This is a genomic window from Burkholderia sp. RF4-BP95 (assembly GCF_001521985.1).
In the GTDB taxonomy this organism is placed as follows: Bacteria; Pseudomonadota; Gammaproteobacteria; order Burkholderiales; family Burkholderiaceae; genus Burkholderia; species Burkholderia diffusa.
In genome coordinates this window covers 220,908-243,001 of sequence record NZ_LOSX01000066.1, presented here as the reverse complement: position 1 = coordinate 243,001, position 22,094 = coordinate 220,908, and the positions used below count along the sequence as shown (strand labels likewise).

The 22,094-nt window shown below is 66.0% G+C and carries 25 protein-coding genes and 3 tRNA genes; 17 read left to right on the top strand and 11 right to left on the bottom strand.

Annotation, left to right across the window (positions count from 1 at the left end):
* Window positions 1-39: 39 nt before the first annotated feature.
* Window positions 40-126: transfer RNA gene (locus WS46_RS22280), tRNA-Leu, on the bottom strand.
* A gap of 249 nt (window positions 127-375) precedes the next feature.
* Here WS46_RS22280 and rnr point away from each other — a divergent pair.
* The 6 genes from rnr (at window position 376) to WS46_RS22250 (ending at window position 7,558) form a co-directional block, all read left to right on the top strand.
* Window positions 376-2,838 (top strand): ribonuclease R, encoded by a 2,463-nt coding sequence (gene rnr, locus WS46_RS22275; protein ID WP_059691787.1) that lies wholly within the window; start codon window positions 376-378, stop codon window positions 2,836-2,838.
* A gap of 151 nt (window positions 2,839-2,989) precedes the next feature.
* Window positions 2,990-3,733 carry a 23S rRNA (guanosine(2251)-2'-O)-methyltransferase RlmB gene (gene rlmB / locus WS46_RS22270; protein WP_059467602.1) on the top strand — a complete coding sequence of 248 codons (744 nt, stop codon included), beginning with the start codon at window positions 2,990-2,992 and terminating at the stop codon, window positions 3,731-3,733.
* A gap of 103 nt (window positions 3,734-3,836) precedes the next feature.
* Window positions 3,837-4,676: an N-acetylmuramoyl-L-alanine amidase gene (locus tag WS46_RS22265; RefSeq protein WP_059691786.1), complete on the top strand. Its 840-nt coding sequence runs from the start codon at window positions 3,837-3,839 to the stop codon at window positions 4,674-4,676.
* A 107-nt stretch (window positions 4,677-4,783) separates the two neighbouring features.
* Window positions 4,784-5,476, top strand: coding sequence for a ribose-5-phosphate isomerase RpiA (gene rpiA, locus WS46_RS22260; protein WP_059691785.1), 693 nt, complete (start codon window positions 4,784-4,786; stop codon window positions 5,474-5,476).
* A 277-nt stretch (window positions 5,477-5,753) separates the two neighbouring features.
* A complete protein-coding gene (locus WS46_RS22255; RefSeq protein WP_059691784.1) occupies window positions 5,754-6,470 on the top strand; it encodes a FadR/GntR family transcriptional regulator in 717 nt (238 codons plus the stop codon).
* Between the two features lie 101 nt (window positions 6,471-6,571).
* Window positions 6,572-7,558, top strand: a complete 987-nt coding sequence (locus WS46_RS22250) for a Gfo/Idh/MocA family protein (protein WP_059691783.1) — start codon at window positions 6,572-6,574, stop codon at window positions 7,556-7,558.
* Window positions 7,559-7,620: 62 nt separating this feature from the next.
* Here the strand turns inward: WS46_RS22250 and WS46_RS22245 are convergent, their stop codons facing one another.
* The 7 genes from WS46_RS22245 to WS46_RS22215 all read right to left on the bottom strand — a co-directional run bounded on the left by WS46_RS22245 (window position 7,621) and on the right by WS46_RS22215 (window position 12,991).
* Entirely contained in the window at window positions 7,621-8,313 is a 693-nt protein-coding gene (locus WS46_RS22245; protein WP_009695834.1) for an amino acid ABC transporter permease, read from the bottom strand.
* Window positions 8,314-8,435: 122 nt separating this feature from the next.
* Window positions 8,436-9,230, bottom strand: a complete 795-nt coding sequence (locus tag WS46_RS22240; RefSeq protein ID WP_059691782.1) for a cystine ABC transporter substrate-binding protein — start codon at window positions 9,228-9,230, stop codon at window positions 8,436-8,438.
* 102 nt (window positions 9,231-9,332) lie between these two features.
* The gene (locus WS46_RS22235) at window positions 9,333-10,370 is read right to left on the bottom strand and encodes a quinone-dependent dihydroorotate dehydrogenase (protein WP_059532916.1); all 1,038 of its coding nucleotides are present in this window, start codon (window positions 10,368-10,370) and stop codon (window positions 9,333-9,335) included.
* A gap of 179 nt (window positions 10,371-10,549) precedes the next feature.
* Window positions 10,550-11,380 carry an arginyltransferase gene (locus WS46_RS22230; RefSeq protein ID WP_059532913.1) on the bottom strand — a complete coding sequence of 277 codons (831 nt, stop codon included), beginning with the start codon at window positions 11,378-11,380 and terminating at the stop codon, window positions 10,550-10,552.
* Between the two features lie 33 nt (window positions 11,381-11,413).
* A complete protein-coding gene (gene aat / locus WS46_RS22225; protein ID WP_059691781.1) occupies window positions 11,414-12,178 on the bottom strand; it encodes a leucyl/phenylalanyl-tRNA--protein transferase in 765 nt (254 codons plus the stop codon).
* Window positions 12,179-12,189: 11 nt separating this feature from the next.
* On the bottom strand, window positions 12,190-12,735 hold the full coding sequence (locus tag WS46_RS22220; protein WP_059532907.1) for an NUDIX hydrolase: 546 nt from the start codon (window positions 12,733-12,735) through the stop codon (window positions 12,190-12,192).
* Between the two features lie 179 nt (window positions 12,736-12,914).
* Window positions 12,915-12,991 (bottom strand) — tRNA-Met (locus WS46_RS22215).
* 215 nt (window positions 12,992-13,206) lie between these two features.
* Here WS46_RS22215 and WS46_RS22210 point away from each other — a divergent pair.
* The 3 genes from WS46_RS22210 to WS46_RS22200 are packed head-to-tail and all read left to right on the top strand — an operon-like array spanning window position 13,207 to window position 15,226.
* Window positions 13,207-13,704 (top strand): heme-degrading domain-containing protein, encoded by a 498-nt coding sequence (locus WS46_RS22210; protein ID WP_059524536.1) that lies wholly within the window; start codon window positions 13,207-13,209, stop codon window positions 13,702-13,704.
* 3 nt (window positions 13,705-13,707) lie between these two features.
* On the top strand, window positions 13,708-14,046 hold the full coding sequence (locus WS46_RS22205; RefSeq protein WP_059691780.1) for a multidrug efflux SMR transporter: 339 nt from the start codon (window positions 13,708-13,710) through the stop codon (window positions 14,044-14,046).
* A gap of 31 nt (window positions 14,047-14,077) precedes the next feature.
* Window positions 14,078-15,226 (top strand): enoyl-CoA hydratase/isomerase family protein, encoded by a 1,149-nt coding sequence (locus tag WS46_RS22200; RefSeq protein ID WP_059691779.1) that lies wholly within the window; start codon window positions 14,078-14,080, stop codon window positions 15,224-15,226.
* Window positions 15,227-15,352: 126 nt separating this feature from the next.
* Here WS46_RS22200 and WS46_RS22195 read toward each other — a convergent pair whose 3' ends face one another.
* Window positions 15,353-15,781 carry a hypothetical protein gene (locus WS46_RS22195; protein WP_059524561.1) on the bottom strand — a complete coding sequence of 143 codons (429 nt, stop codon included), beginning with the start codon at window positions 15,779-15,781 and terminating at the stop codon, window positions 15,353-15,355.
* 341 nt (window positions 15,782-16,122) lie between these two features.
* Between WS46_RS22195 and ssuD the strand changes: the two genes are divergently transcribed.
* From ssuD to WS46_RS22155, 8 genes are all read left to right on the top strand, one after another.
* Window positions 16,123-17,280: an FMNH2-dependent alkanesulfonate monooxygenase gene (gene ssuD, locus WS46_RS22190; protein ID WP_059691778.1), complete on the top strand. Its 1,158-nt coding sequence runs from the start codon at window positions 16,123-16,125 to the stop codon at window positions 17,278-17,280.
* Between the two features lie 16 nt (window positions 17,281-17,296).
* Complete coding sequence (gene ssuC / locus WS46_RS22185; protein ID WP_059691777.1) at window positions 17,297-18,109, top strand: aliphatic sulfonate ABC transporter permease SsuC; 813 nt, start codon at window positions 17,297-17,299, stop codon at window positions 18,107-18,109.
* Window positions 18,106-19,065, top strand: coding sequence for an ATP-binding cassette domain-containing protein (locus WS46_RS22180; protein ID WP_059691776.1), 960 nt, complete (start codon window positions 18,106-18,108; stop codon window positions 19,063-19,065). The genes ssuC and WS46_RS22180 overlap by 4 nt, the downstream gene beginning before the upstream one ends.
* A gap of 57 nt (window positions 19,066-19,122) precedes the next feature.
* Window positions 19,123-19,338 (top strand): molybdopterin-binding protein, encoded by a 216-nt coding sequence (locus WS46_RS22175; protein WP_006400187.1) that lies wholly within the window; start codon window positions 19,123-19,125, stop codon window positions 19,336-19,338.
* 140 nt (window positions 19,339-19,478) lie between these two features.
* A complete protein-coding gene (locus WS46_RS22170) occupies window positions 19,479-19,676 on the top strand; it encodes a hypothetical protein (protein WP_059467585.1) in 198 nt (65 codons plus the stop codon).
* Window positions 19,677-19,730: 54 nt separating this feature from the next.
* Entirely contained in the window at window positions 19,731-19,985 is a 255-nt protein-coding gene (locus tag WS46_RS22165) for a hypothetical protein (protein ID WP_059524526.1), read from the top strand.
* Between the two features lie 126 nt (window positions 19,986-20,111).
* Window positions 20,112-21,098 (top strand): tRNA dihydrouridine(20/20a) synthase DusA, encoded by a 987-nt coding sequence (gene dusA, locus WS46_RS22160; RefSeq protein WP_059691775.1) that lies wholly within the window; start codon window positions 20,112-20,114, stop codon window positions 21,096-21,098.
* A gap of 59 nt (window positions 21,099-21,157) precedes the next feature.
* Window positions 21,158-21,233: transfer RNA gene (locus WS46_RS22155), tRNA-His, on the top strand.
* Between the two features lie 222 nt (window positions 21,234-21,455).
* Here the strand turns inward: WS46_RS22155 and WS46_RS36550 are convergent.
* Window positions 21,456-21,707: a hypothetical protein gene (locus WS46_RS36550; RefSeq protein WP_257130033.1), complete on the bottom strand. Its 252-nt coding sequence runs from the start codon at window positions 21,705-21,707 to the stop codon at window positions 21,456-21,458.
* A gap of 39 nt (window positions 21,708-21,746) precedes the next feature.
* Window positions 21,747-22,040, bottom strand: coding sequence for a hypothetical protein (locus WS46_RS36545; protein ID WP_257130032.1), 294 nt, complete (start codon window positions 22,038-22,040; stop codon window positions 21,747-21,749).
* Window positions 22,041-22,094 lie beyond the last annotated feature (54 nt).

Here is a 22,094-nt window from a genome sequence, read left to right as displayed (position 1 = left end):
AAAAAAGGCCGGCATAAAGCCGACCTTTTCAAAAACAGATGGTGCCCAGGAGAGGACTCGAACCTCCACGATGTTGCCACCGCTAGGACCTGAACCTAGTGCGTCTACCAATTCCGCCACCTGGGCACGTTTTGCAGTAGCTGCTTGCTGCAAAGAAGCGAAATTATAGCGCCCCAATTAATCGTGTCAACACTTTTTTGCGATGCACCGCAAACCGGCCGCTGCGGCGCCCGCACGCGGCATTCGCGTCATTTGGCGGCACAGGCGGGTGATAGAATGATCCGCCGCCGTCACTATAGAACTGTCTGACGGACACTTCTATGTTGATGCCGTGCACCATCAGTCAACGCAACGAGAACAATCATCGACAAACCCTTGAGCAAATATCCGTACCCCATTCCGAGCCGTGAAGAAATTCTCGGCGTGCTGCGTACGAGCGACGCGCCGCTGGCAGCCAACGACATCGCCGAAGCGTTGTCGATCAAACGCCAGGAGCGCGAAGGGTTCTTCCGGCGTGTCGCCGCGATGGAACGCGACGGCCAGATCCGCCTCGACAAGCGCGGCCACTATCAGCTTACCCATCCGTCGAATTTCGTCGCCGGCCGCGTGCAGGGGCATCGCGACGGCTACGGGTTCGTGATCCGCGACGACGGCCAGGACGACCTGTTCCTGCCGAACGGCGAAATGCAGAAGGTCATGCACAACGACCGCGTGCTCGCGCGGATCGTCGGCTACGATCGCCGCGGCCGCCCGGAAGGCCATGTCGTCGAAGTCACCGAGCGCGCGAACAAGCGCGTGATCGGCCGCCTGCTCAACGAGAACGGCGCGCTGATCGTCGCACCCGAAGACAAGCGCATCGGCCACGACATCCTGATCACGCAGAACGTGAAGAAGGCAAAGGTCGGGCAGGTCGTCGTCGTCGAATTGACCGATTTCCCGAGCCGCCATTCGCAACCGCTCGGCCGCGTCGTCGAAGTGCTCGGCGACATCGACGATCCGGGCATGGAAATCGAGATCGCGGTGCGCAAGTACGGCGTGCCGCATGAATTCAGCCAGCCGGCGCTCGATGAAGCCGCCGCGCTGCCCGACAAGGTGCGGCCGGCCGACCTGCGGTTCCGCGTCGATCTGCGCGACGTGCCGCTCGTGACGATCGACGGCGAGGACGCCCGCGACTTCGACGATGCCGTCTACTGCGAGCCGACCAAGGTCGGTCGCGGCGACGGCTACCGCCTGATCGTCGCGATCGCCGACGTGTCGCACTACGTGCAGCCGGGCAACGGCCTCGATGCCGACGCACTGGAACGCAGCACGTCGGTCTATTTCCCGCGCCGCGTGATCCCGATGCTGCCGGAGAAGCTGTCGAACGGGCTGTGCTCGCTGAATCCGCAGGTCGACCGCTGCGTGCTCGCGTGCGACATGGTGATTACGGCGCGCGGCGAGATCAAGGCGTACCAGTTCTACCCGGCCGTGATCCATTCGGCTGCGCGCCTGACGTACACCGAAGTCGCCGCCGTGCTGTCGAACACGAAGGGGCCGGAGGCCGCGCGCCGCGCGGACCTGCTGCCGCACCTGCAGGATCTGTACGGCGTCTACAAGGCGCTGTTCGCCGCCCGCCAGAAGCGCGGCGCGATCGACTTCGACACGACCGAGACGTACATCGTCTGCAACTCGCAGGGCAAGATCGAACAGATCGTGCCGCGTCAGCGCAACGATGCGCACAAGCTGATCGAGGAATGCATGCTGGCCGCGAACGTCTGCGCGGCCGACTTCCTGAAGCGCAACAAGCACCCGGGCCTGTACCGCGTGCATGCGGGCCCGACGCCGGAGAAGCTCGAGAACCTGCGCGCGTTCCTGCGCGGCATGGGCCTGTCGCTCGGCGGCGGCGAAAAGCCGCATGCGAGCGACTACGCCGCGCTGATGGCGCAGATCCGCGACCGGCCCGACGCGCAGATGCTGCAGCCGATGCTGCTGCGCTCGATGCAGCAGGCCGTCTACAGTCCGGACAACATCGGTCACTTCGGTCTCGCGTATGAGGCGTACGCGCACTTCACGAGCCCGATCCGCCGCTATCCCGACCTGCTCACGCACCGCGCGATCTACTCGATCCTGTCGGGCAAGAAGTACGTGCCGAAGGCACCGGAAGGCTTCGAGCTGAACACCGCGCTGTCGCCGCGCGCCCGCGCGATGCAGCAGGCCGACGACGAAGCGCGCGGCCGTTCGCGATCGAACACCGCGATCTGGGAAGAACTCGGCCTGCACTGCTCGGCGAACGAGCGCCGTGCCGACGAAGCGTCGCGCGACGTCGAGGCCTGGCTCAAGTGCTACTTCATGCGCGACAAGCTCGGCGAGGAGTACGGCGGAATGGTGAACGGCGTCACGTCGTTCGGCATCTTCGTGCAGCTCGATACGCTGTTCATCGAAGGGCTCGTGCACGTCACGGAACTCGGCTCGGACTACTTCCAGTACGACGAGATCAAGAACGAGCTGCGCGGCGAGCGCACCGGTATCCGCTATCGCCTGTCTGATCGTGTGCGCGTGCAGGTGAGCCGCGTCGATCTCGACGCGCGCAAGATCGATTTCCGCCTCGTGCGCGACACGCCGGTGAAGGCGCCGCGTACGGTACCGGCGCCGGCTGTGGCCGGTAACGGAAACGATCGCGGTGGCCCGCGCGTGCGCTCGTTGCCGCCGGTGGAGGAAGCCGCGCCGCGTCGCAAGAAGGCGGCGAGCGCGCCGACCGTCGCGGTGAAGGAGGCGCGTGCCGCGCGTGCCGCGAAGAAGAAGGGCGGCGTGGCGGCGAAGACGGCCGCGAAGAAGGTTCACGCCCGCAAGAAGTATTGAGCGTTCGGGGCGGTGCATGCACACGCCCCTGCAGTATCGAGAGACGCCGCGTTCTACCGGTCACCGGCCGGCAACGCGGCGCTTTCCTTTTCCATGAATCGCGGCTGCGCCCATCGCGCGGCCGCACGTTTGATCGAAGGTTGTTCCAGTCATGTCACGTCTGAAGGTTCTTTACGGTTTTCACGCGGTGACCGCACGTTTGCGGCACGATGCGTCGACGGTTGCGGAGGTGCTGTACGACCAGACGCGCCGCGACCGCCGCATGCAGGACTTCCTGCACGCCGCGAAGGAAGCGGGCGTGCGGCTGATCGCAGCCGACGAAACCCGCCTGTGGGGCCTCGCGCATACCGAGCGCCATCAGGGCGTCGTCGCGCGCGTCGAGGACGTTCCGCTCGCGCAGAACCTGTCCGAGCTGCTCGACGGCATCCAGGGCCCGGCGCTGCTGCTGGTGCTCGACGGCGTCACCGATCCGCACAACCTCGGCGCATGCCTGCGCGTCGCCGATTCGGCCGGCGCGCATGCGGTGATCGCGCCGCGTGACCGCGCGGTCGGCCTGAACGCGACCGCGGCGAAGGTCGCGAGCGGCGCGGCCGACACGGTGCCGTACATCACGGTGACGAACCTCGCCCGCGCGCTGCGCGAGCTGAAGGAGGCAGGCGTGTGGATCATCGGCACGTCGGACGAGGCGCCGGGCACGCTGTACGACACGAAGCTCGACGGCCCCGTCGCCATCGTCATGGGTGCGGAGGGCGAAGGCATGCGCCGGCTCACGCGCGACACCTGCGATGAAGTGATGAGCATCCCGATGGCCGGCAGCGTCGAAAGCCTGAACGTGTCGGTCGCGAGCGGCGTGTGCCTGTACGAAGCGGTGCGGCAGCGGCGCGTGAAGGGCTGACACGGGCTGACGCACGCGGCCTCGCGCGATGCGCGGGCCGTCACGACCCGAACGACGCGTGCCGCGACTGCGCGCGGCACGCGGCTCCCGGAACTCGCGGACCATGACCCTGTTTCGCCTCGGCGCATCCTGCGCCATCCTCGGCCTGCTGGCCGCCTGCACATCGCCGTCGCTGGTCGGGCGCGGCACCTACTACGCCGATACGAGCCTGCAAGCGCACGGCGCCGATTCGCGGATCCGCTTTCTCGTGATGCATTACACCGAAAGCGACGAAGCGAAATCGCTGCGCACGCTGACGGGCGACTCGGTCAGCGCGCACTACGTCGTGCCGCCGCAACCACGCGTCGAACACGGGATGCCGGTCGTTTACCAGCTCGTTCCCGAATCGAAACGCGCATGGCATGCGGGTATCAGCGAATGGCAGGGTACGACCGAGCTCAACGCGGCGTCGATCGGCATCGAGAACGTGAATCGCGGCCCGCTCGATCCGCAAAACCGCACGTGGCAGCCGTATCCGCCCGAACAGGTCGATGCGCTGATCCGCCTGTCGAAGGACATCGTCGCGCGCTACGGAATTCCGCCAACGCGCGTGGTCGGGCACAGCGACATCGCGCCACAACGCAAGATCGATCCGGGACCGCTGTTCCCGTGGCATGCGCTCGCGCAAGCCGGCGTCGGCGCGTGGCCGGACGATGCGACCGTGGCCGCGCGACTGGGCGGCCGCGATCCGCACGCGCTCGTCGACGTGCGGGAATTGCAGCTGAAGCTTGCACGCTACGGCTATGACGTGGCAACCGACGGCGTGCTCGACACGCGCACGCAACGCGTATTCGCGGCGTTTCAGATGCATTTCCGGCCATCCGACTATGCGGGCAACCCGGACGCCGGGACCGATGCGATCGCGCAAGCGTTGCTCGACAAGTATTTCCCCGGCACGCCCTGACGATCGATCGGCGCGCGAGGCGCCGCAATACGCGCCGAAAAAGCCCGGATCGCCATCCGAGTCCGGTAAACTGCCGGTTTTCCGCAATCCCGCTGTATTCCCACCCCATGACTCAAGACGAACTCAAACGCCTGGTCGGCCAGGCAGCCGCCGATTATGTGATCCAGAACGTGCCGGAAGGTGCCGTGATCGGCGTCGGCACCGGCTCGACCGCCAACTGCTTCATCGACGCGCTCGCGGCCGTCAAATCGCGCTACCGCGGCGCCGTGTCGAGCTCCATCGCGACGACCGAACGCCTCAAGTCCCACGGCATCAAGGTGTTCGACCTGAACGAGGTCGAATCGCTGCAGGTGTACGTCGACGGTGCCGACGAGATCGACGCAAGCGGCGCGATGATCAAGGGCGGCGGCGGTGCGCTGACGCGCGAGAAGATCGTCGCGTCGGTGGCCGATACGTTCGTCTGCATCGCGGATGGCAGCAAGCGCGTGCCGGTGCTCGGCGCATTCCCGCTGCCGATCGAAGTCGTGCCGATGGCGCGCACGGCGATCGGCCGGCGCGTGACCGCGCTGGGCGGCGTGCCGGTGCTGCGCGTGACGAAGGACGGCACGCCGTACATCACCGACAACGGCAACGAAATCATCGACGTGAAGGGGCTGCAGATCGTCGATCCGCGCGGTTTCGAAGCGCAGGTCAACGCATGGCCGGGCGTCGTGACGGTTGGCCTGTTCGCCGAGCGCGGCGCAAATCTGTGTCTGCTCGGCACGGAAAACGGCGTTGAGACGATCGTTTATCCCGATTAATCGAAACTGAATGAGAAGCAGTCCGCGTCAGGATGCCGTAATGGATTGCATGTTCAAACTCGACGGAAAGCCCGGCCCGGCAAGCGCAGCGCGCTTCCCGGGCTTTTTTTGAAGCCGTATAAATCACCACGTCAAAAAGAGGGATAACCCTGTCAGGTGTTTACCAGATAGCGAAATATCCCCGAACTCATCAACTTATAGATCATAAGAACAGTCGTAACCAGGGCCGGCGGAACTGCGGAGCAGGTGTTCGCAAATCGACGCACGGGGAGGTGTCATGGAGCAGGGCAAAGACCGGTCACTGGTCGCCAAAGTGATGGATGGGCTTGTCGCGGGTATCGTCGAGGACAAGTACGGCGGCATTTTGCCGCCGCAGGACGTGCTGTCGAAAGAGTTCGACGTGAGCCGGACGGTGATGCGCGAAGCATTGTCGATGTTGCTTGCGCGCGACATGCTCGACGTGCGTCCGAAAGTCGGTACGCGCGTTCGACCGATGCGCGACTGGCGCATGATCGATGAAGACGTGGTGAGCTGGCGGTTTCGTGCGAAGCCGGATCCGCAGTTCATGCGCGACGTCATCGAATTCCGGATGCTGATCGAACCGCGCGCGACCGCGCAGGCGGCCGTTCGTGCGACGGCGGTCGACATCGCGGGCATTCGCGAGGCATTCGAAGCGTTCAAGGTGTTGCAACCGGGCGACCCCGGATACGACACGGCGGACGAGCTGCTGCACACGCGGATCGTTCAGGCAAGCGGCAACCAGTTCTTCCAGCAGATGGCGGCCATCGTGCGCGGTGCGGTGCGTCTCGTGAATCCGCGCGTCGCGCAGAAGGACGGTGCGCACGACGTCGCGGTGAAGGCGCATGCGCGCGTCGTCGACGCGATCGAACGCCGCGATCCGCGCGAAGCCGAAGCGGCATCGCTCGCGCTGATCGATTTCAGCGCCGACGAGATTTCGCGCGATTTCTCCGTCGACGTGCCCGTGCGCGCCTGAATCGGCGCGCGTCGCTTATCCGTGCGCCGGCGAGCCGTTTATCATGACGGCCGGCCGGCAGCGTGCCGGCCCCCGTCATACGACCGACACGGAAGATCCGGATGAACGACCTCGACAACCGCCCGGTGCGCTTCGGCATCGTCGGCGCAGGCAGCATCGCACGCCGATTCGCGCAAAGCCTCGCTCACGTGCCGTGTGCCACGCTCGCCGGCGTATGGGCACGCCGCGCCGACGCGGCAACCGCTTTCTGCGACAGCTGCGGCGGCACGCCTGCCGCCAGCCTCGACGCGCTCCTCGCGAGCGACATCGACGCGATCTATATCGCGACGCTCCACGACAGTCACGCGCATTACGCGCAAGCGGCGCTTGCCGCCGGCAAGGCCGTGCTGTGCGAAAAACCCGCGACGCTGAACGCGACGCAACTCGACGCCGTGCTGGATGCGGCACGCGCTGCCGGACGGCTCTTCATGGAAGCGATGAAGCCGCCGTTCTTTCCGTTGTATCGTCAGTTGCGCGCGCACCTGCACGACGACCCGATCGGCGAAATCCGGCTCGTGCGCGCGGGCTGCGCATCGTCGTCGGTGCCGGACGATCATTCGGTCTATCGACTCGACCGCGCCGGCGGCGCGCTGCTCGATATCGGGATCTACGAAGCGTTTCTCGCGGTCGACTGGCTCGGCGCGGCAGTCGACGTGCAGACGCTCGGCCGTATCGGCGCGACGGGTGTCGACGTGTTCGCGAGCCTGAACAGCCGTCACGCGAACGGCGGCATCGCGCAGCTCTTTTGCGGGCTCGACGTGATGGGACGCGGTGACGCGCTGATCGCCGCCGCAGGCGGGCACGTGACGATTCACGAGAAGTGGTGGAACCCCGCGCGGGCGACGATCCGCTATGCGGACGGGCGCACGGTCGAACTCGATGCACCGGTCGAAGGCGGCGGCCTGAACTGCGAGACCGCGCATTTCTGCGACTTGTTGCGCGCGGGCGAACGCGAGAGCCCGATCATGACGCACGACCACTCGCGCCGGATGATCGCGATGACCGACGCAGCACGTGCGGCACTCGGCGTGCGCTATTCGGGCGAATAGGCGGGAAGGAAGGGAAGGCGGGCGCCGGGCGCGCGACCGCGGCCCGGCGGGAGATGCCGCGCTCAGTGCCGCGCGGGCAGCGACAGGCGCTTTTCGTACCAGCGCTGGACCCATTCGAGGATCTGGCACAGCACCCAGTAGACAGCGGCGGCGGCCAGATACAGCGGCAGCGGCTGGTAGGTCGCCGCGATCATTTCCTGCGCGCTGCGCAGCAGTTCGGTCACGGTGATCACCGACACGAGCGACGTGTCCTTGATCAGGCTGATCAGGCTGTTCGACAGGCTCGGCACCGCGATGCGCAATGCCTGCGGCCCGATCACGTAGCGCAGCGTCTGCCCCCACGACAGCCCGAGGCTGTATGCGGCCAGCCATTGGCCGCGGGCAATCCCGTTGATCGCGCCGCGCATGCTCTCCGACATGTAGGCGGCGACGTTCGCGGACAGCGCGATCACGCCGGCGGGCGTCGGATCGAGCGAGATGCCGAGGCTCGGCAGCCCGTAATAGATGACGAAGATCTGCACGAGCAGCGGCGTGCCGCGCATCAGGCTCACGTATGCGCGCGCGAGCCACGCGAGTGCGTTGACCCAGATGCGTTCGAAGCCTTCGAGCGCCTCGCTTTGCCGGATGCCCATCATCGCGAGCACGACGGCGCCGAGCAGGCCGAACACCATCGACAGCACGGCGAACTTGACGGTCAGCACGGCACCCTGGGCGAGCACTGGCAGCGATTGGACGAGCAGGGACGTTGTCGACATGGAATACGAAGCGAATGCGTGCGCGAAAGCGCAATCATAAACCGGACCGATAAAACAAAGGGCGGCATCGTTTCGGATGCCGCCCTTTCCGGCCCGCCGTCAGGCGGGAAACAGAGGCGTGCTTACTTGATCGGCTTCGTCACGTCGATGCCGAACCACTTGTCCGAGATCTTCGTGAACGTGCCGTCGGCTGCGAGTTGCGTCATCGCGTCGTCGATCGCCTTCTGGAACTTCGGGTTGCCCTTCTTGAACGGGATGCCCGACGGGTTCGCCGAGCCGACGTTCGCGCCCGGGCGCAGCGGCAGCTGCGAGTTCTTCGTCAGGTACGCGAGCATCAGGCGGTCGTTCAGCGCTGCGTCGAGACGGCCGGCCGCGAGGTCGCGCAGGTACTCGGGCGCGCCCGGGTACGTCTTCACGTCGACGCCGGGCACCGACTTCGCCATGTCCATGTAGTTCGTGCCGAGCGCGACGCCGAGCTTCTTGCCCTTCAGGTCCTCGAGCGACTTGAACTCGCGCGTGTCGTCCTTGCGCTGGATCAGCTGCGCGGACGAGTACGTGTACGCGGGCGAGAAGTCGAGCGTTTCCTTGCGCTTGTCGGTGATGCCGACCTGGTTGGCGATCACGTCGAACTTGCCGGCCTGCAGGCCCGCGATGATGCCGCTCCATTCGGTCGTCACGAACTCGGCCTTGACGCCGAGCTTCGCGGCGACGGCCTTCGCGATGTCGACGTCGAAGCCGACGAGTTCGCCTTGCGGGTTCTTCGAGTTGAACGGCGGGAACGTACCTTCGAGGCCGACGCGCAGCGTGCCGCGTTGCTTCACCTGGTCGAGGAGGTCGGCCGCATGCGCGGTGGCGGCAGCGAACGACGTACCGATCAGGCCGGCGACCAGCAGCTTCTTCAGCAGCGAAATTTTCATCGTGTGGGCTTCCTTGCCCCAGCGGGGCGCTTGATTCTGGATGTGAGGCCGATCATAGCAAAAATACAATCGGCCGCTAAATATCGTTTGTTTATGGCTATATTACGCGGCGCGATCGCGCGCGATCGCCTTCACGCATTCGGCGACGAGCGCGGGGCCGCGATAGATGAAGCCCGTGTACAGCTGGACGAGCGACGCGCCGGCCGCGAGCTTCGCGCGTGCGTCCTCGCCCGAGAAGATGCCGCCGACGCCGATGATCGGCACCGCGCTGCCGACTTCGGCATGCAGCTTGCGGATCACTTCGTTCGATGCGTCGAATACCGGGCGGCCCGACAGGCCGCCGGCCTCGTCCGCGTGCGGCAGGCCCTGCACGGCTGCGCGCGACAGCGTCGTGTTGGTGGCGATGACCGCTTCGATCTTGTGGCGCAGCAGCGTGTCGGCGATTTCCTTGACCTGTTCGTCGTCGAGATCGGGCGCGATCTTCAGCGCGAGCGGCACGAGCTTGCCGTGCAGGTCGGCGAGGCGCTGCTGCTTGTCCTTCAGCGCGGCGAGCAGCGCATCGAGCTCGCCCGCGCCCTGCAACTGGCGCAGGTTCTTCGTGTTCGGCGACGAAATGTTGATCGTCACGTAGCTCGCGAACGGATACACGCGCTCGAGGCAGTAAAGATAGTCTTCCGCCGCGCGTTCGATCGGCGTGTCGGCATTCTTGCCGATGTTCAGGCCGAGGATGCCGCGATAGCGGGCCGCCTGGACGTTCTTCACGAACTGGTCGACGCCGTGGTTGTTGAAGCCCATCCGGTTGATCAGCGCTTCCGCCTGCGGCAGACGGAACATCCGCGGGCGCGGGTTGCCCGGCTGCGGGCGCGGCGTGACCGTGCCGACCTCGATGAAGCCGAAGCCGAGCGCCGCGAGGCCGTCGATGGCCGCGCCGTCCTTGTCGAGGCCGGCGGCGAGGCCGACCGGATTGCGGAACGTGAGCCCCATCACGGTGCGCGGCGCATCGGGCACGCGGGACGACAGCGCGCAGGCGAGGCCCGTGCGGCCGGCCGCGCCGAGCGCGCGCAGCGTGAGGTGGTGAGCGTCTTCCGCATCCATCTTGAACAGGGATGCGCGGGCCAGCGGATAGAGGGAACTGAACACGGGAATTGGGCGGACAGCCGGAATGAATGACAACCCGCTATTTTACCGGGAGTTGCGCGGCACGGGCGGGCTTTGCTTCGTAGCGGCCCGCGGCGACGGTTGCCGCGCCGCGCGTCGGCCGCTTCATGACCGGGACGGACGCTCGCCGCTCGCGAGCAACCGCGCCGGTGACGTTCGCGTCAGCCCGACCCGGAATGTCCGCCGGGCAGCGGCGCGCGGGCGAGTGCCGCGTCGACGGGCGGCAGGTCGACCCGATCCGGATCGAGTACTTTCCAGCGGCCGTCGAGCAACCCTTCCAGCGGATGGAAGTTTGCCTTGTAGGCCATCTTCGGGCTCTCGCGGATCCAGTAGCCGAGATACACGTACGGCAGGCCGAGGCTCTTCGCCTGCTCGATCTGCCACAGGATGTTGTACGTGCCGTAGCTCGTGTGCTGCTCGTCCGGCTCGAAGAACGTGTAGACCGACGACAGCCCGTCGCCGAGGATGTCGATCATGCTGACCATGCGCAGCTTGCCGGGCTCGCCGCCCGGCGCGTCGAGATCGCGGAATTCGACGAGGCGCGAATTGATCCGGCTCTGCAGCAGGAACTGCTCGTACTGGTCGCGGCTGTCGCGATCCATGCCGCCGCCGGCGTGGCGCGCCGACTGGTAGCGCATGTAGAGCGCGTAGTGCTCCTCGTCGTAGTGCAGCGGCGAGACCGTCGCGACGAGCGCGCGGTGCCGCTTCCACATCCGGCGTTGCGTGCGCGACGGCGTGAACGCGCCGACCGGCACGCGCACCGGCACGCAGGCGCGGCAGCCGTCGCAGTATGGACGATAGGTGAACACGCCCGAGCGCCGGAAGCCGGCCTTCACGAGTTCGGTATAGATGTCGGAATTGATCAGGTGGCTCGGCGTCGCGACTTGCGAGCGCGCGACGCGGCCGTCCAGATAGCTGCACGGATAGGGCGCCGTTGCATAGAATTGCAGCGCCGAAAGCGGTGAAAGCGGCAGCTCAGTCGGGTGAGTCATGGGCAGCTCTCGATGCAGGGAGGGAGTGCCGCGCTAGCGCTCGATCCCGGAGGGGGCGGCCGGTTCCGCAGGGCCCGTCAGCGCGGCGAGCGCGCGCTTGTCGAACTGCCACGGAATCGGCGGTTCGGCTACCGCGCGGCGCACGTGAGCGACAAAGGCCTTGCGTGCGATCTCGCGGCCGCCGAGCGACGCTAGATGCGACGTATTCTGCTGGCAGTCTATCATCTCCAGCCCCTGCTCGCGAAGATGGGCGACGAGCGTCGCCAGTGCGATCTTCGACGCATCGGTGGCATCCGCGTACATCGATTCGCCGAAGAACATTCGTCCGAACGCGACGCCGTAGAGGCCGCCGACGCGGCGCCCGTCATGCCACGTCTCGATGCTGTGCGCGTTGCCGGAACGATAGAGCGAGGTATACGCGTCGATGATTTCGGCCGTGATCCAAGTGCCGCGCTGCCCGCGACGCGGCGCCTGCGCGCACGCGCGCATCACGCCCGCAAAGTCGTGGTCGACGCGCACTTCCCATGCGGGGTCGCGCAGCACGCGCCGGAGTGTCTTGCGCAGCGACGGGGACACCTTGAATTCGGCTGGCACGAGGACCATCCGCGGGTCGGGGCTCCACCACAGCACGGGTTGACCGTCCGAATACCACGGGAAGATGCCGCGCAGGTAGGCCTCGATCAGGCGCGACGGCAGCAGGTCGGCGCTCGCGGCGAGCAGCCCCGGCGCGCCGGTCGCCGGACCGAGCGCGCGTTCGATGGGCGGAAACGGATCGTCCGGGCCGAGCCAGGGGACCATGGGGCGCGGGCTCAGCCGTTGCGCAGCGAGCGGAAGATATCGCCGGTATGGACGCCGTAGTCGCCGGCGGCGCGATCGGCGAAAAAGAAGCGCAGCGTCTGGCTGACGGTCGGGAACGCGATTTCGTCCCACGGAATGTCGGCTTCGTCGAACAGCTTGACTTCGAGGCTTTCCTCGCCGGCCTCGTAAGCCGGATCGGTGAGCCGCGCCAGGTAGAACAGGTGGACCTGGTGCACGTGCGGCACGTTCAGCAGCGTGAACAGATTCTGCACCTCGACGCGTGCGCCGGCCTCCTCGAGCGTTTCGCGCGCGGCGGCCTCGGCCGTCGTCTCGCCCATCTCCATGAAGCCCGCCGGCAGCGTCCAGAAGCCGTAGCGCGGTTCGATCGCGCGGCGGCACAGCAGCACCTGATCGCCCCAGACCGGCACCGTGCCGACCACGTTACGCGGATTCTGGTAATGGATCGTGCCGCAGTGATCGCAGACGAAGCGCTCACGGTTGTCGCCCTGAGGAATGCGCGCGATGACTTCGTGACCGCAGACGGAGCAGAATTTCATGTCGAGTGGAAGGGACGAGGTGATGCGAGTGTATCACCGGGGCGGGGCATTCTTGAACGCGCGCGCATGCGCGCGGCGTGCGGCGTGCGGCGCGAAGCGCAACGTGCGATGCGCGGAATCGGGCGCCGAAAAACAAAAAGCCCGACGTTGAGCCGGGCTTTTTGCATGAATCGGGACGTTGGTTGCGGGGGTAGGATTTGAACCTACGACCTTCGGGTTATGAGCCCGACGAGCTGCCAGACTGCTCCACCCCGCGTCCGTCGAAGAAATGAATTATATGGACTAACCAGAATGCTTGCAAGCACTTTCTGACAATCGCGTCGCAATCGCCGGCGGGGCGCTTGCAGGGCCGGTACGGCAGGCGCGTGAGCTAGAATCGAGCGGTTTGCTTGTGTCGTTCATTCCTGCAGCGGAGTCGCGCGCGAATTGCGTCGGTGCCGTTGCAACACTCACTACTGCATCGACGGATTCATGGACATCGCTCACGATCTGCAATCGATCGGCGCGCAGGAACAGGCGCTCGTGTTTCCCCATTTCGACCCGGCTCGCGCCTGGGCGCTCGGCAACCGGATGCATGCGCTCGCGACGTCGCGCGGCCATGCGATCGCGATCGACATCGTCACGTTCGGCCAGCCGCTGTTCTATGCGGCGCTCGCCGGTGCGACGCCCGACAACGCCGACTGGGTGCGCCGCAAGCGCAACGTCGTCGCGCATTTCCGCCGCAGCTCGTATGCGATCGGCCTGCGCATGCAGCAGGCCGGCGCCACGCTCGCCGACAAGCACGGACTGCCGATCTCGGAATATTCGCCGCACGGCGGCGCGTTTCCGCTGACCGTCGCGGGGGCCGGCGTGATCGGCTCGATCACCGCATCGGGCCTGCCGCAGCGCGCGGATCACGAGTTCGTCGTCGAAGCGCTGTGCGCCGAGCTTGGGCAGAACTATGCCGTGCTGGCACTTGCAAGGAGCTGAGCGATGCAGCTTCCGGGTTACGCATGGCTCGCGATCGCGATCGTCGCGGAAGTGGTCGGCACGTCCGCGCTGCGCGCGGCGGACGGCTTCACGCGCTTGTGGCCGTCGGCGCTTGTCGTGGCCGGTTACGGCATCGCGTTCTACTGTCTGTCCCTCACGTTGCGCACGATGCCCGTCGGCATCATCTATGCGGTGTGGTCGGGTGCCGGCATCGTGCTGATCACGCTCGTCGCGATGCTGCTCTATCGCCAGGTGCCGGACCTGCCGGCCGTGATCGGCCTCGGGCTGATCATCTCGGGCGTCGTGGTGCTGAACCTGTTCTCGAAGATGCAGGCGCACTGAGCGTGCGCCTGCGATACGCCGGATGGCTCACATGACCGATTCCATTTCCGCTTCCGCGGAATCCGCCCAGCCCGACGTTCGCGCATATGTCGCGAACCGCATCGGCTATCTCGAACTGAACCGGCCGAAGGCGCTGAATGCGCTGTCGGTGGGAATGATCCGGCTGATGCAGCAGGCGCTCGATGCATGGCGCGACGACGCCGACGTGGTCGCCGTCGTCGTGCACAGCCCGCATCCTCGCGCGTTCTGCGCGGGCGGCGACGTGCGCTTCTTCCACGACGCGTGGCAGCGCGGCGACCGCGATGCGGTCGACACGTTCTTCATCGAGGAATACACGCTCAACCATACGATCTTCACCTATCCGAAACCGTACATCGCGTTGATGCACGGTGTCGTGATGGGCGGCGGCATGGGCATTTCGCAGGCGGCACGGCATACGGGCGGCCTGCGTGTGGTCACCGACTCGACGAAGATGGCGATGCCCGAAACGCGCATCGGCCTGTTCCCCGATGTCGGGATGAGCTGGTTCCTCGCGCGCGCGCCGGGTGCGATCGGCCGCTATCTCGCGGTGACTGGCGCGACGCTCGACGCGGCCGGCGCACTGTATGCCCAGCTCGCCGACGTGTACCTGCCCGATGCCGCGCTGCCGGCGCTGCTCGATACGCTGCGCAGCGCACGCATCGACAGCGGCGCGCAGGCCGTCGCGTGCGTGGCCGACGCGGCCGCGTCGCACAAGGTCGTGCCGACGCCCGACACGTCCGCGCTGGCCGACGCGCGCGCCGGGATCGATCGTCATTTCGCGCAAGCCGATATCGGCGCGATCCTCGCATCGCTCGACGCCGAGCAGGATTGCGCCGCGGTCGACGGATGGGTCGAGAAGGCGACCCATGCGATGCGCAGCCAGCTGTCGCCGCTGTCGATGGCCGTGTCGCTCGAAGTCGTCGAACGGGCGCGCGGGGCGACGATGGCCGATTGCCTGCGGCGCGACCTCGACCTCACGCGTTCGACGTTCGCGCACGGCGACGTGATCGAGGGCGTGCGCGCGCTGATCGTCGACAAGGACCATCAGCCGGCCTGGCGCTTCAAGTCGATCGCCGATATCGACCGCGCCGACGTGCTCGCGATGTTCGACAGCCCGTGGACGCCCGACACGCATCCGCTGCGCAATCTGAAGGACTGACGCGCCGCGGTTTCGACGCGAAAAGCAAAAAGGCCGCCTGCATTGTGTGCAGGCGGCCTTTTCATTCGAGGATGCCGATCCGCCTCGGCGGGCAGTGGGCCCGGGGGCCTCGCGGCAAGACGTGCGTTATTCGTCGCCGGCGTCGTCCGACATGAACGCGCGCATGAACACGAGTGCGCCGAAGCCCCAGACCGCGTTCGCTGCGAAACCGGCGGCGAGCACCGGCATCATGTTGCCCGACGGCCAGATGCCGCGCAGCGGATCGATCGCGAACACGCGGGCGGCCGTCAGCACGATGCCGCCGAACACCAGCGCGCCGATCCACGGCGCCTCGCGATCCGGCGTCACGCGCAGCAGCCACGCCATCGGAATTGCGCAGCACGCGCTGATCAATGCGTTCGCAACAAATTCAGGAATGCCGAGCGGCGCGAACGGTTGCGTGGAAAAGCCGGCGGCGGCGATCAGGTCGGCCGTATGCAGGAGCGCGAGCGTCGCTTCGCGAAAGAAGAGGGCGGCCAGGAAGCCGGACAGGAACGGCAGGATGACTTTCTGCATCGATGAGTGCATTGCAGGCGCGGCCGGCCGGGGCCGTCCGCGCGAAGTTATTCGGATAGGTGCGTCATTATAGGGCCCGGCCGACGCGATATTCGCTGGAGCGTCGTGCTAATCACGAAAGCGGAAAACCTAAGCTCAAAAAAATCGTTCCAAAGCCCTGCAGCGATCCATAGACTGATTTCCCAGAAACAGCCGTGCAATCGCGTACTCGTCCGCGGCACGGCCTGACCGGCGAGCCATCCCGATTCGAACGCACACCATGCATGCGTCGCTCATTCGCGACGCGAGCAGGGCCTCGTTTTGTCCAGATTCCGGCAAGAACAGTCAAGCAGGAGCAGCAGATGAATGTTTTCTGGTTTATTCCCACGCACGGCGACAGCCGTTATCTCGGCACCGCCGAAGGCGCGCGCGCCGCGGATTACGATTATTTCAAGCAGATCGCCGTCGCGGCCGACACGCTCGGCTATGAAGGCGTGCTGCTGCCGACCGGCCGTTCCTGCGAGGATGCGTGGGTCGTCGCGTCGAGCCTGATTCCGGCGACGCAGCGCCTGAAGTTCCTGGTCGCCGTGCGTCCCGGCATCGCATCGCCCGGCCTCGCGGCGCGGATGGCCGCGACGTTCGACCGTCTGTCGGGCGGGCGTTTGCTGATCAACGTCGTGACCGGTGGCGATGCCGCCGAACTCGAAGGCGACGGACTGTTCGCCGACCACGACACGCGCTACGAAATCACCGACGACTTCCTGAACATCTGGCGCGGGCTGCTGTCCGCATCGCACGACAACGGCGGGTTCGACTACATCGGCAAGCACCTTCAATCGAAGGGCGGCAAGGCGCTGTATCCGCCCGTGCAGCGCCCGCATCCGCCGTTGTGGTTCGGCGGATCGTCGCCGGCCGCGCACGCGATCGCCGCCGATCACATCGACACCTATCTGACCTGGGGCGAGCCGCCCGAGGCCGTCGCGAAGAAGATCGCCGACATTCGCGCCCGCGCCGAAGCGCGCGGCCGCAAGATCAAGTTCGGCATCCGCCTGCACGTGATCGTGCGCGAGACCGAGGACGAAGCCTGGCGCGATGCCGAGCGCCTGATCAGCCGTCTCGACGACGAGACGATCGCGCGTGCGCAGAAGGCATTCGCGAACATGGATTCGGAAGGCCAGCGCCGGATGGCCGCGCTGCACGGCGGCAAACGCGGCGGCCGCGAGGCGCTCGAGGTGTATCCCAACCTGTGGGCCGGTGTCGGTCTCGTGCGCGGCGGCGCGGGTACCGCGCTCGTCGGCAACCCCGAACAGGTCGCGGAACGCATGCGCGAATACGCGGATCTCGGCATCGAGACGTTCATCCTGTCCGGCTATCCGCACCTCGAGGAGTCGTACCGTTTCGCCGAGCTCGTGTTCCCGCTGATCAAGGGCAAGGGTGCGGTGCGGTCGTCCGGTCCGCTGTCGGGTCCGTTCGGCGAGATCGTCGGCAACAACTACCTGCCGAAGGCGAGCCAGAGCTGAACGAAGGAGGCGTGTGATGACAACGAAAACGTCGACGACCGGCGCGGCCGTGGCCGCCCGCGCCTGGCGCGGCATCGCGCCGTGGCTCGTGCCGCTCGCGCTGCTGGCCGCATGGGAGGTCGGCGCGCGCGTCGGCTGGCTGTCGACCCGCGTGCTGCCCGAGCCTGTGGCGGTCGTGCGTGCCGCGTGGTCGCTCGTGACGTCGGGCGAGATGTGGGCGAACGTCAAGGTCAGTACCTGGCGCGCGCTGTTCGGCTTTGCGATCGGCGGCGGCGTCGGCCTGGCGCTCGGGCTCGCGACCGGCTTGTCGAAAGCAGCGGAGGTCGCGCTCGATTCGACGATCCAGATGATCCGCAACATCCCCGCGCTCGCGATGATTCCGCTCGTGATCCTGTGGTTCGGCATCGACGAGAAGGCGAAGCTGTTTCTCGTCGCGCTCGGCGTGTTCTTTCCGGTCTACATCAACACGTATCACGGGATCCGCTCGGTCGACGCGAACCTGATCGAGATGGCGAAGAGTTACGGCGTGCGCGGCTTCGCGCTGTATCGCGACGTGATCCTGCCAGGCGCATTGCCGTCGATTCTCGTTGGCGTGCGCTTCGCGCTCGGGCTGATGTGGGTGATGCTGATCGTCGCGGAAACGATCTCCGCGCAGTCGGGCATCGGCTACATGACGATGAACGCGCGCGAATTCCTGCAAACCGATGTGGTGGTGGTCGGCATCCTGCTGTATGCGGTGCTCGGCAAGCTGGCCGACGTGCTGGCGAAATGGATCGAGCGCGTGACGCTGCGCTGGCACCCCGCTTATCAATCTGGAGCAAAGGCATGAATGCGACGACTTCGGCGGCCGCCTACGGCCCGCTCGCCGGCGCAGACCTCGAGGCCGAACTGGCGCAGGCACGCGTGACGGACGACGACGCACGTCATGCGGCGATCGTCGATCGGGACGGCGGCGCATCCGTCGTTCCGCTTGCCCGGCGGCGCACGGGCGGCCCGATACAGGACGACGCGGTGACGCTGTCGGGCGTCAGCAAGCGCTTCGGCGCGCGCACCGTGCTCGACAACGTCGAACTCGGCATCGCGCGCGGCAGCTTCGTCGCGATCGTCGGTCGCAGCGGCTGCGGGAAATCCACGCTGCTGCGCCTCGTCGCGGGACTCGAGGCGCCGAGCAGCGGTGCGCTCGTGACGCGCGGCGAGGGGGGCGGCACGCTCGACACGCGAATCATGTACCAGGATGCGCGATTGCTGCCGTGGAAGACCGTGCTGCAGAACGTGATGCTGGGCCTGGGCCGCGGGGCACGCGATCAGGCGCGCGCGGTGCTCGACGAAGTCGGGCTCCTCGAGCGCGCGAACGACTGGCCCGCGCAGTTGTCGGGCGGCCAGCGGCAGCGCGTCGCGCTTGCCCGGGCGCTCGTGCACCGACCGCAACTGCTGCTGCTCGACGAGCCGCTCGGCGCGCTCGACGCGCTGACCCGCATCGAGATGCATGCGCTGATCGAGCGTTTGTGGCGCGAGCACCGGTTCACCGCGCTGCTCGTCACGCACGACGTGCAGGAAGCCGTCGCCCTCGGCGACCGGATCCTGTTGATCGAGCAAGGTCGCGTCGCTCTCGATCAGCCGGTGCCGCTCGACCGGCCGCGTGCACGCGCGTCGGCCGCGTTCGCGGCGCTCGAAGATCGCGTACTGCAACGCGTGCTCGCCGGCGGGCAAGGTGGCGCCGAGCAGGACGCGGCACATGAGGTCGATCACGTACGACCGGTCGGGCAGATTCGCTGGGCCGTTTAAATCCGGGCGGCACCGGCCGCCCGCTCTCAGACTTTTTTCTTCGGAGCGATCAACCCGATGAGCATCACTGCAATCAACGTGCGTAACCAGTTCAAAGGCAAGGTGAAGGAGATCATTCGCGGGCCCGTGGTCTCCGAGGTCGACGTCGAGACGCCGTTCGGCATCGTCACGTCGGTGATCACGACGCGTTCGGTCGACGAACTTGAACTGAAGGTGGGCGCGGAAGTCGTCGCGCTCGTGAAATCCACCGAAGTGTCGATCGCGCGCCTCTGAGCGTGTCTCCGATGCCGGGTGCCGCGGACGGGCCAACCGGCCATCCGTCGCGCCCGGCATTTTCGTCGCGTGTTTGCCTCGGTATTCGCCGTCCGGACGAAGTGCTAGGATGGAACGACACCGACGCCGGAGGCCAACGCATGACCCCCATCCTTTCTCCCGAAGCCATCGAGGCGCTGAAGTGGATCGACCAGTTCGGCGACACCCGGCCGGTTCCCGCCGCGTTCGACGACGTCGTCTATGCGTTGCTGAACGAAGGGCTGATCTATCAGGCGGCGGCCGACCGCGTCGACCTGACCGCCGACGGCAAATCCGTTTTGTCTAACGAATACGATTGAGCGCACGGCGCCGGCCGCCGAGGCGGCCCGGCGTGCGTCGCCACGGAGCGAGCGATGGAACCGAGAGGCAGCGATCTCGGCGATTTCAGCGAGCCGTACCGCGGCTACGAGATCGAGGTGAAGACCGAGCAGGTGTGGGACGGCGAGCATGCGCACTACCGCGTGCTGCAGGGCGCGGCCGTGCGGATTGACTGGCGGCTCGTGAAAGTCGACGGGATGCTGCTGACCGAACGCCGCGTGATCGAGCGCGTACTCGAAGAGGCGCGGCGGGCCGTCGACGCCGAACTGGGCGAGGGCGGGCCGGTCTAGTCAGGCTGCCGGGCCGGCCGGGTCGCGTTGCGGTAAAATGTGGGGTTGTTTCCCGCGCCGCTTGCTGCCCCGAATTCCATGTCCGCTTCGTCCTCGCTTCCTCCCCGCCGCGTTTCCGTGGCGCCCATGCTCGACTGGACCGACCGTCATTGCCGGTCGTTTCATCGCACGCTGACGCGCGACACGTGGCTGTATACGGAAATGATCACGACGGGCGCGCTGCTGTTCGGTGACGCCCAGCGGCATCTCGCGTTCACGCCGAACGAATCGCCGGTCGCGCTGCAGTTGGGCGGCAGCGAACGGGACGATCTCGCGCGTGCCGCGAAACTCGGCGAGCAGTGGGGCTATGACGAGATCAACCTGAATTGCGGCTGTCCGTCCGAGCGCGTGCAGCGCGGTGCGTTCGGCGCGTGCCTGATGAACGAGCCGCAACTCGTTGCCGATTGCGTGAAGGCGATGCGCGATGTGGTGTCGGTGCCAGTCACGGTCAAGCATCGGATCGGGGTCGACGCGGTCGAGGACTATGCGTTCGTGCGGGACTTCGTCGGCACGGTGGCTGAGGCCGGCTGCGAGACGTTCGTAGTGCACGCGCGCAACGCGATCCTGAAGGGGCTGTCTCCGAAGGAGAACCGCGAGATTCCGCCGCTCAAGTACGACTATGCGTATCAGCTGAAGCGCGATTTCCCGTCGCTGGAGATCGTGATCAATGGCGGGATCAAGACGCTCGACGAAGTCGCGCAGCATCTCGAACATGTGGACGGCGTGATGCTCGGCCGCGAGGCATATCACAACCCGTACGTGCTCGCGGGCGTCGATGCGCGCTTCTATGGGTCGACAGCGGCGATGCCGACGCGCGAGGAGGCCGAGGCGAAACTGATCGAATACTGTGCGGCGGAACTGAAGCGCGGCACGTATCTCGGCGCGATCGTCCGGCACGCACTCGGGCTGTATCGCGGCGTCGCGGGGGCACGCGGCTGGCGTCGCGTGCTGTCGGACAACAAGAAGCTCGCGCGCGGCGATCTGGCCGTGTTCGACGAGGCGCGCACGCATCTGAACGACGCTCTCGAAAATTTTGAAAAAAATGCTTTGCAAGATGGAAAAGTCTTCGTATAATCTTGTTCTTCGCTGCTGAACACGAAACGAAACAGCGAAGAAACAAAGCAGTATCAGTGGTGGCTGTAGCTCAGTTGGTAGAGTCCAGGATTGTGATTCCTGTTGTCGTGGGTTCGAGTCCCATCAGCCACCCCAAAATTCTCAAACAAAACAGGCGCTTCGGCGCCTGTTTTGCTTTCCACGGTATGAATTCCGGAATTCACGCCGTCGCGTCTACTGCTTTAATCTTCCGTCGATCATAGTGTCGATGTGTTTTTCCCAGTTCGTACATCTCTCGATGCTGCAGCACCACGTTCTACTGAACGCTTGTTGGTGGGACAAAGCGCGGATTGCGCCACGGTTGTACGCCGTCCACGCTCAACGCAGGTATCCAGTTCTGACTTCATAGAAAGCCGGCCTTTCAATTTCGATCAACCGGCCGGCGGGCGTCAGAGTGGCATATAGCCGCCCTTCGATGCTCTTCGAGCTCGTGGCGATCAGAGCATAGGCGACCTTCTCGTTGCGGAGACCGAGGCGCGACTCGATCAAGTTTGCCTTCCCGCCCTGGATGTCGATATGCAAGGGACCGATATGATCTTGGTCGCCGATTTCCGCCTCCAACGAGATCATAGGCAAGATGTCATGACTGCCGGTCGCCGCGGCTTGCTCTTACTGTTCTTTTGTAGCGCCGCAAAATCGGCTCGAGTCCCCCCGGTTGTGGCCAGCGTGCTCTTGACGAGGGAAGAGCACGCTTCCTGCGGTCGCGGCTGCGACGCCGCGATGCACCGTGTATTTATCCGGTGAGAACCCATTGCGGGCGAGCGCCTCGCCAGCGAATTCAAGATGGCCTTCGTGGCCCTCAATACCTGCGACATGCACATTGCGGCGGGTGCGCGTGGCGGTCTTGGCAGTATTGTTCATCCAGCAACCGCACGCGCAGCCTAGCTCGATCATGTTGAACATATCGGGGCGTGCCAATCCCACGGCGTGCAATGCCGACGCTCGTTCCGCAATGTC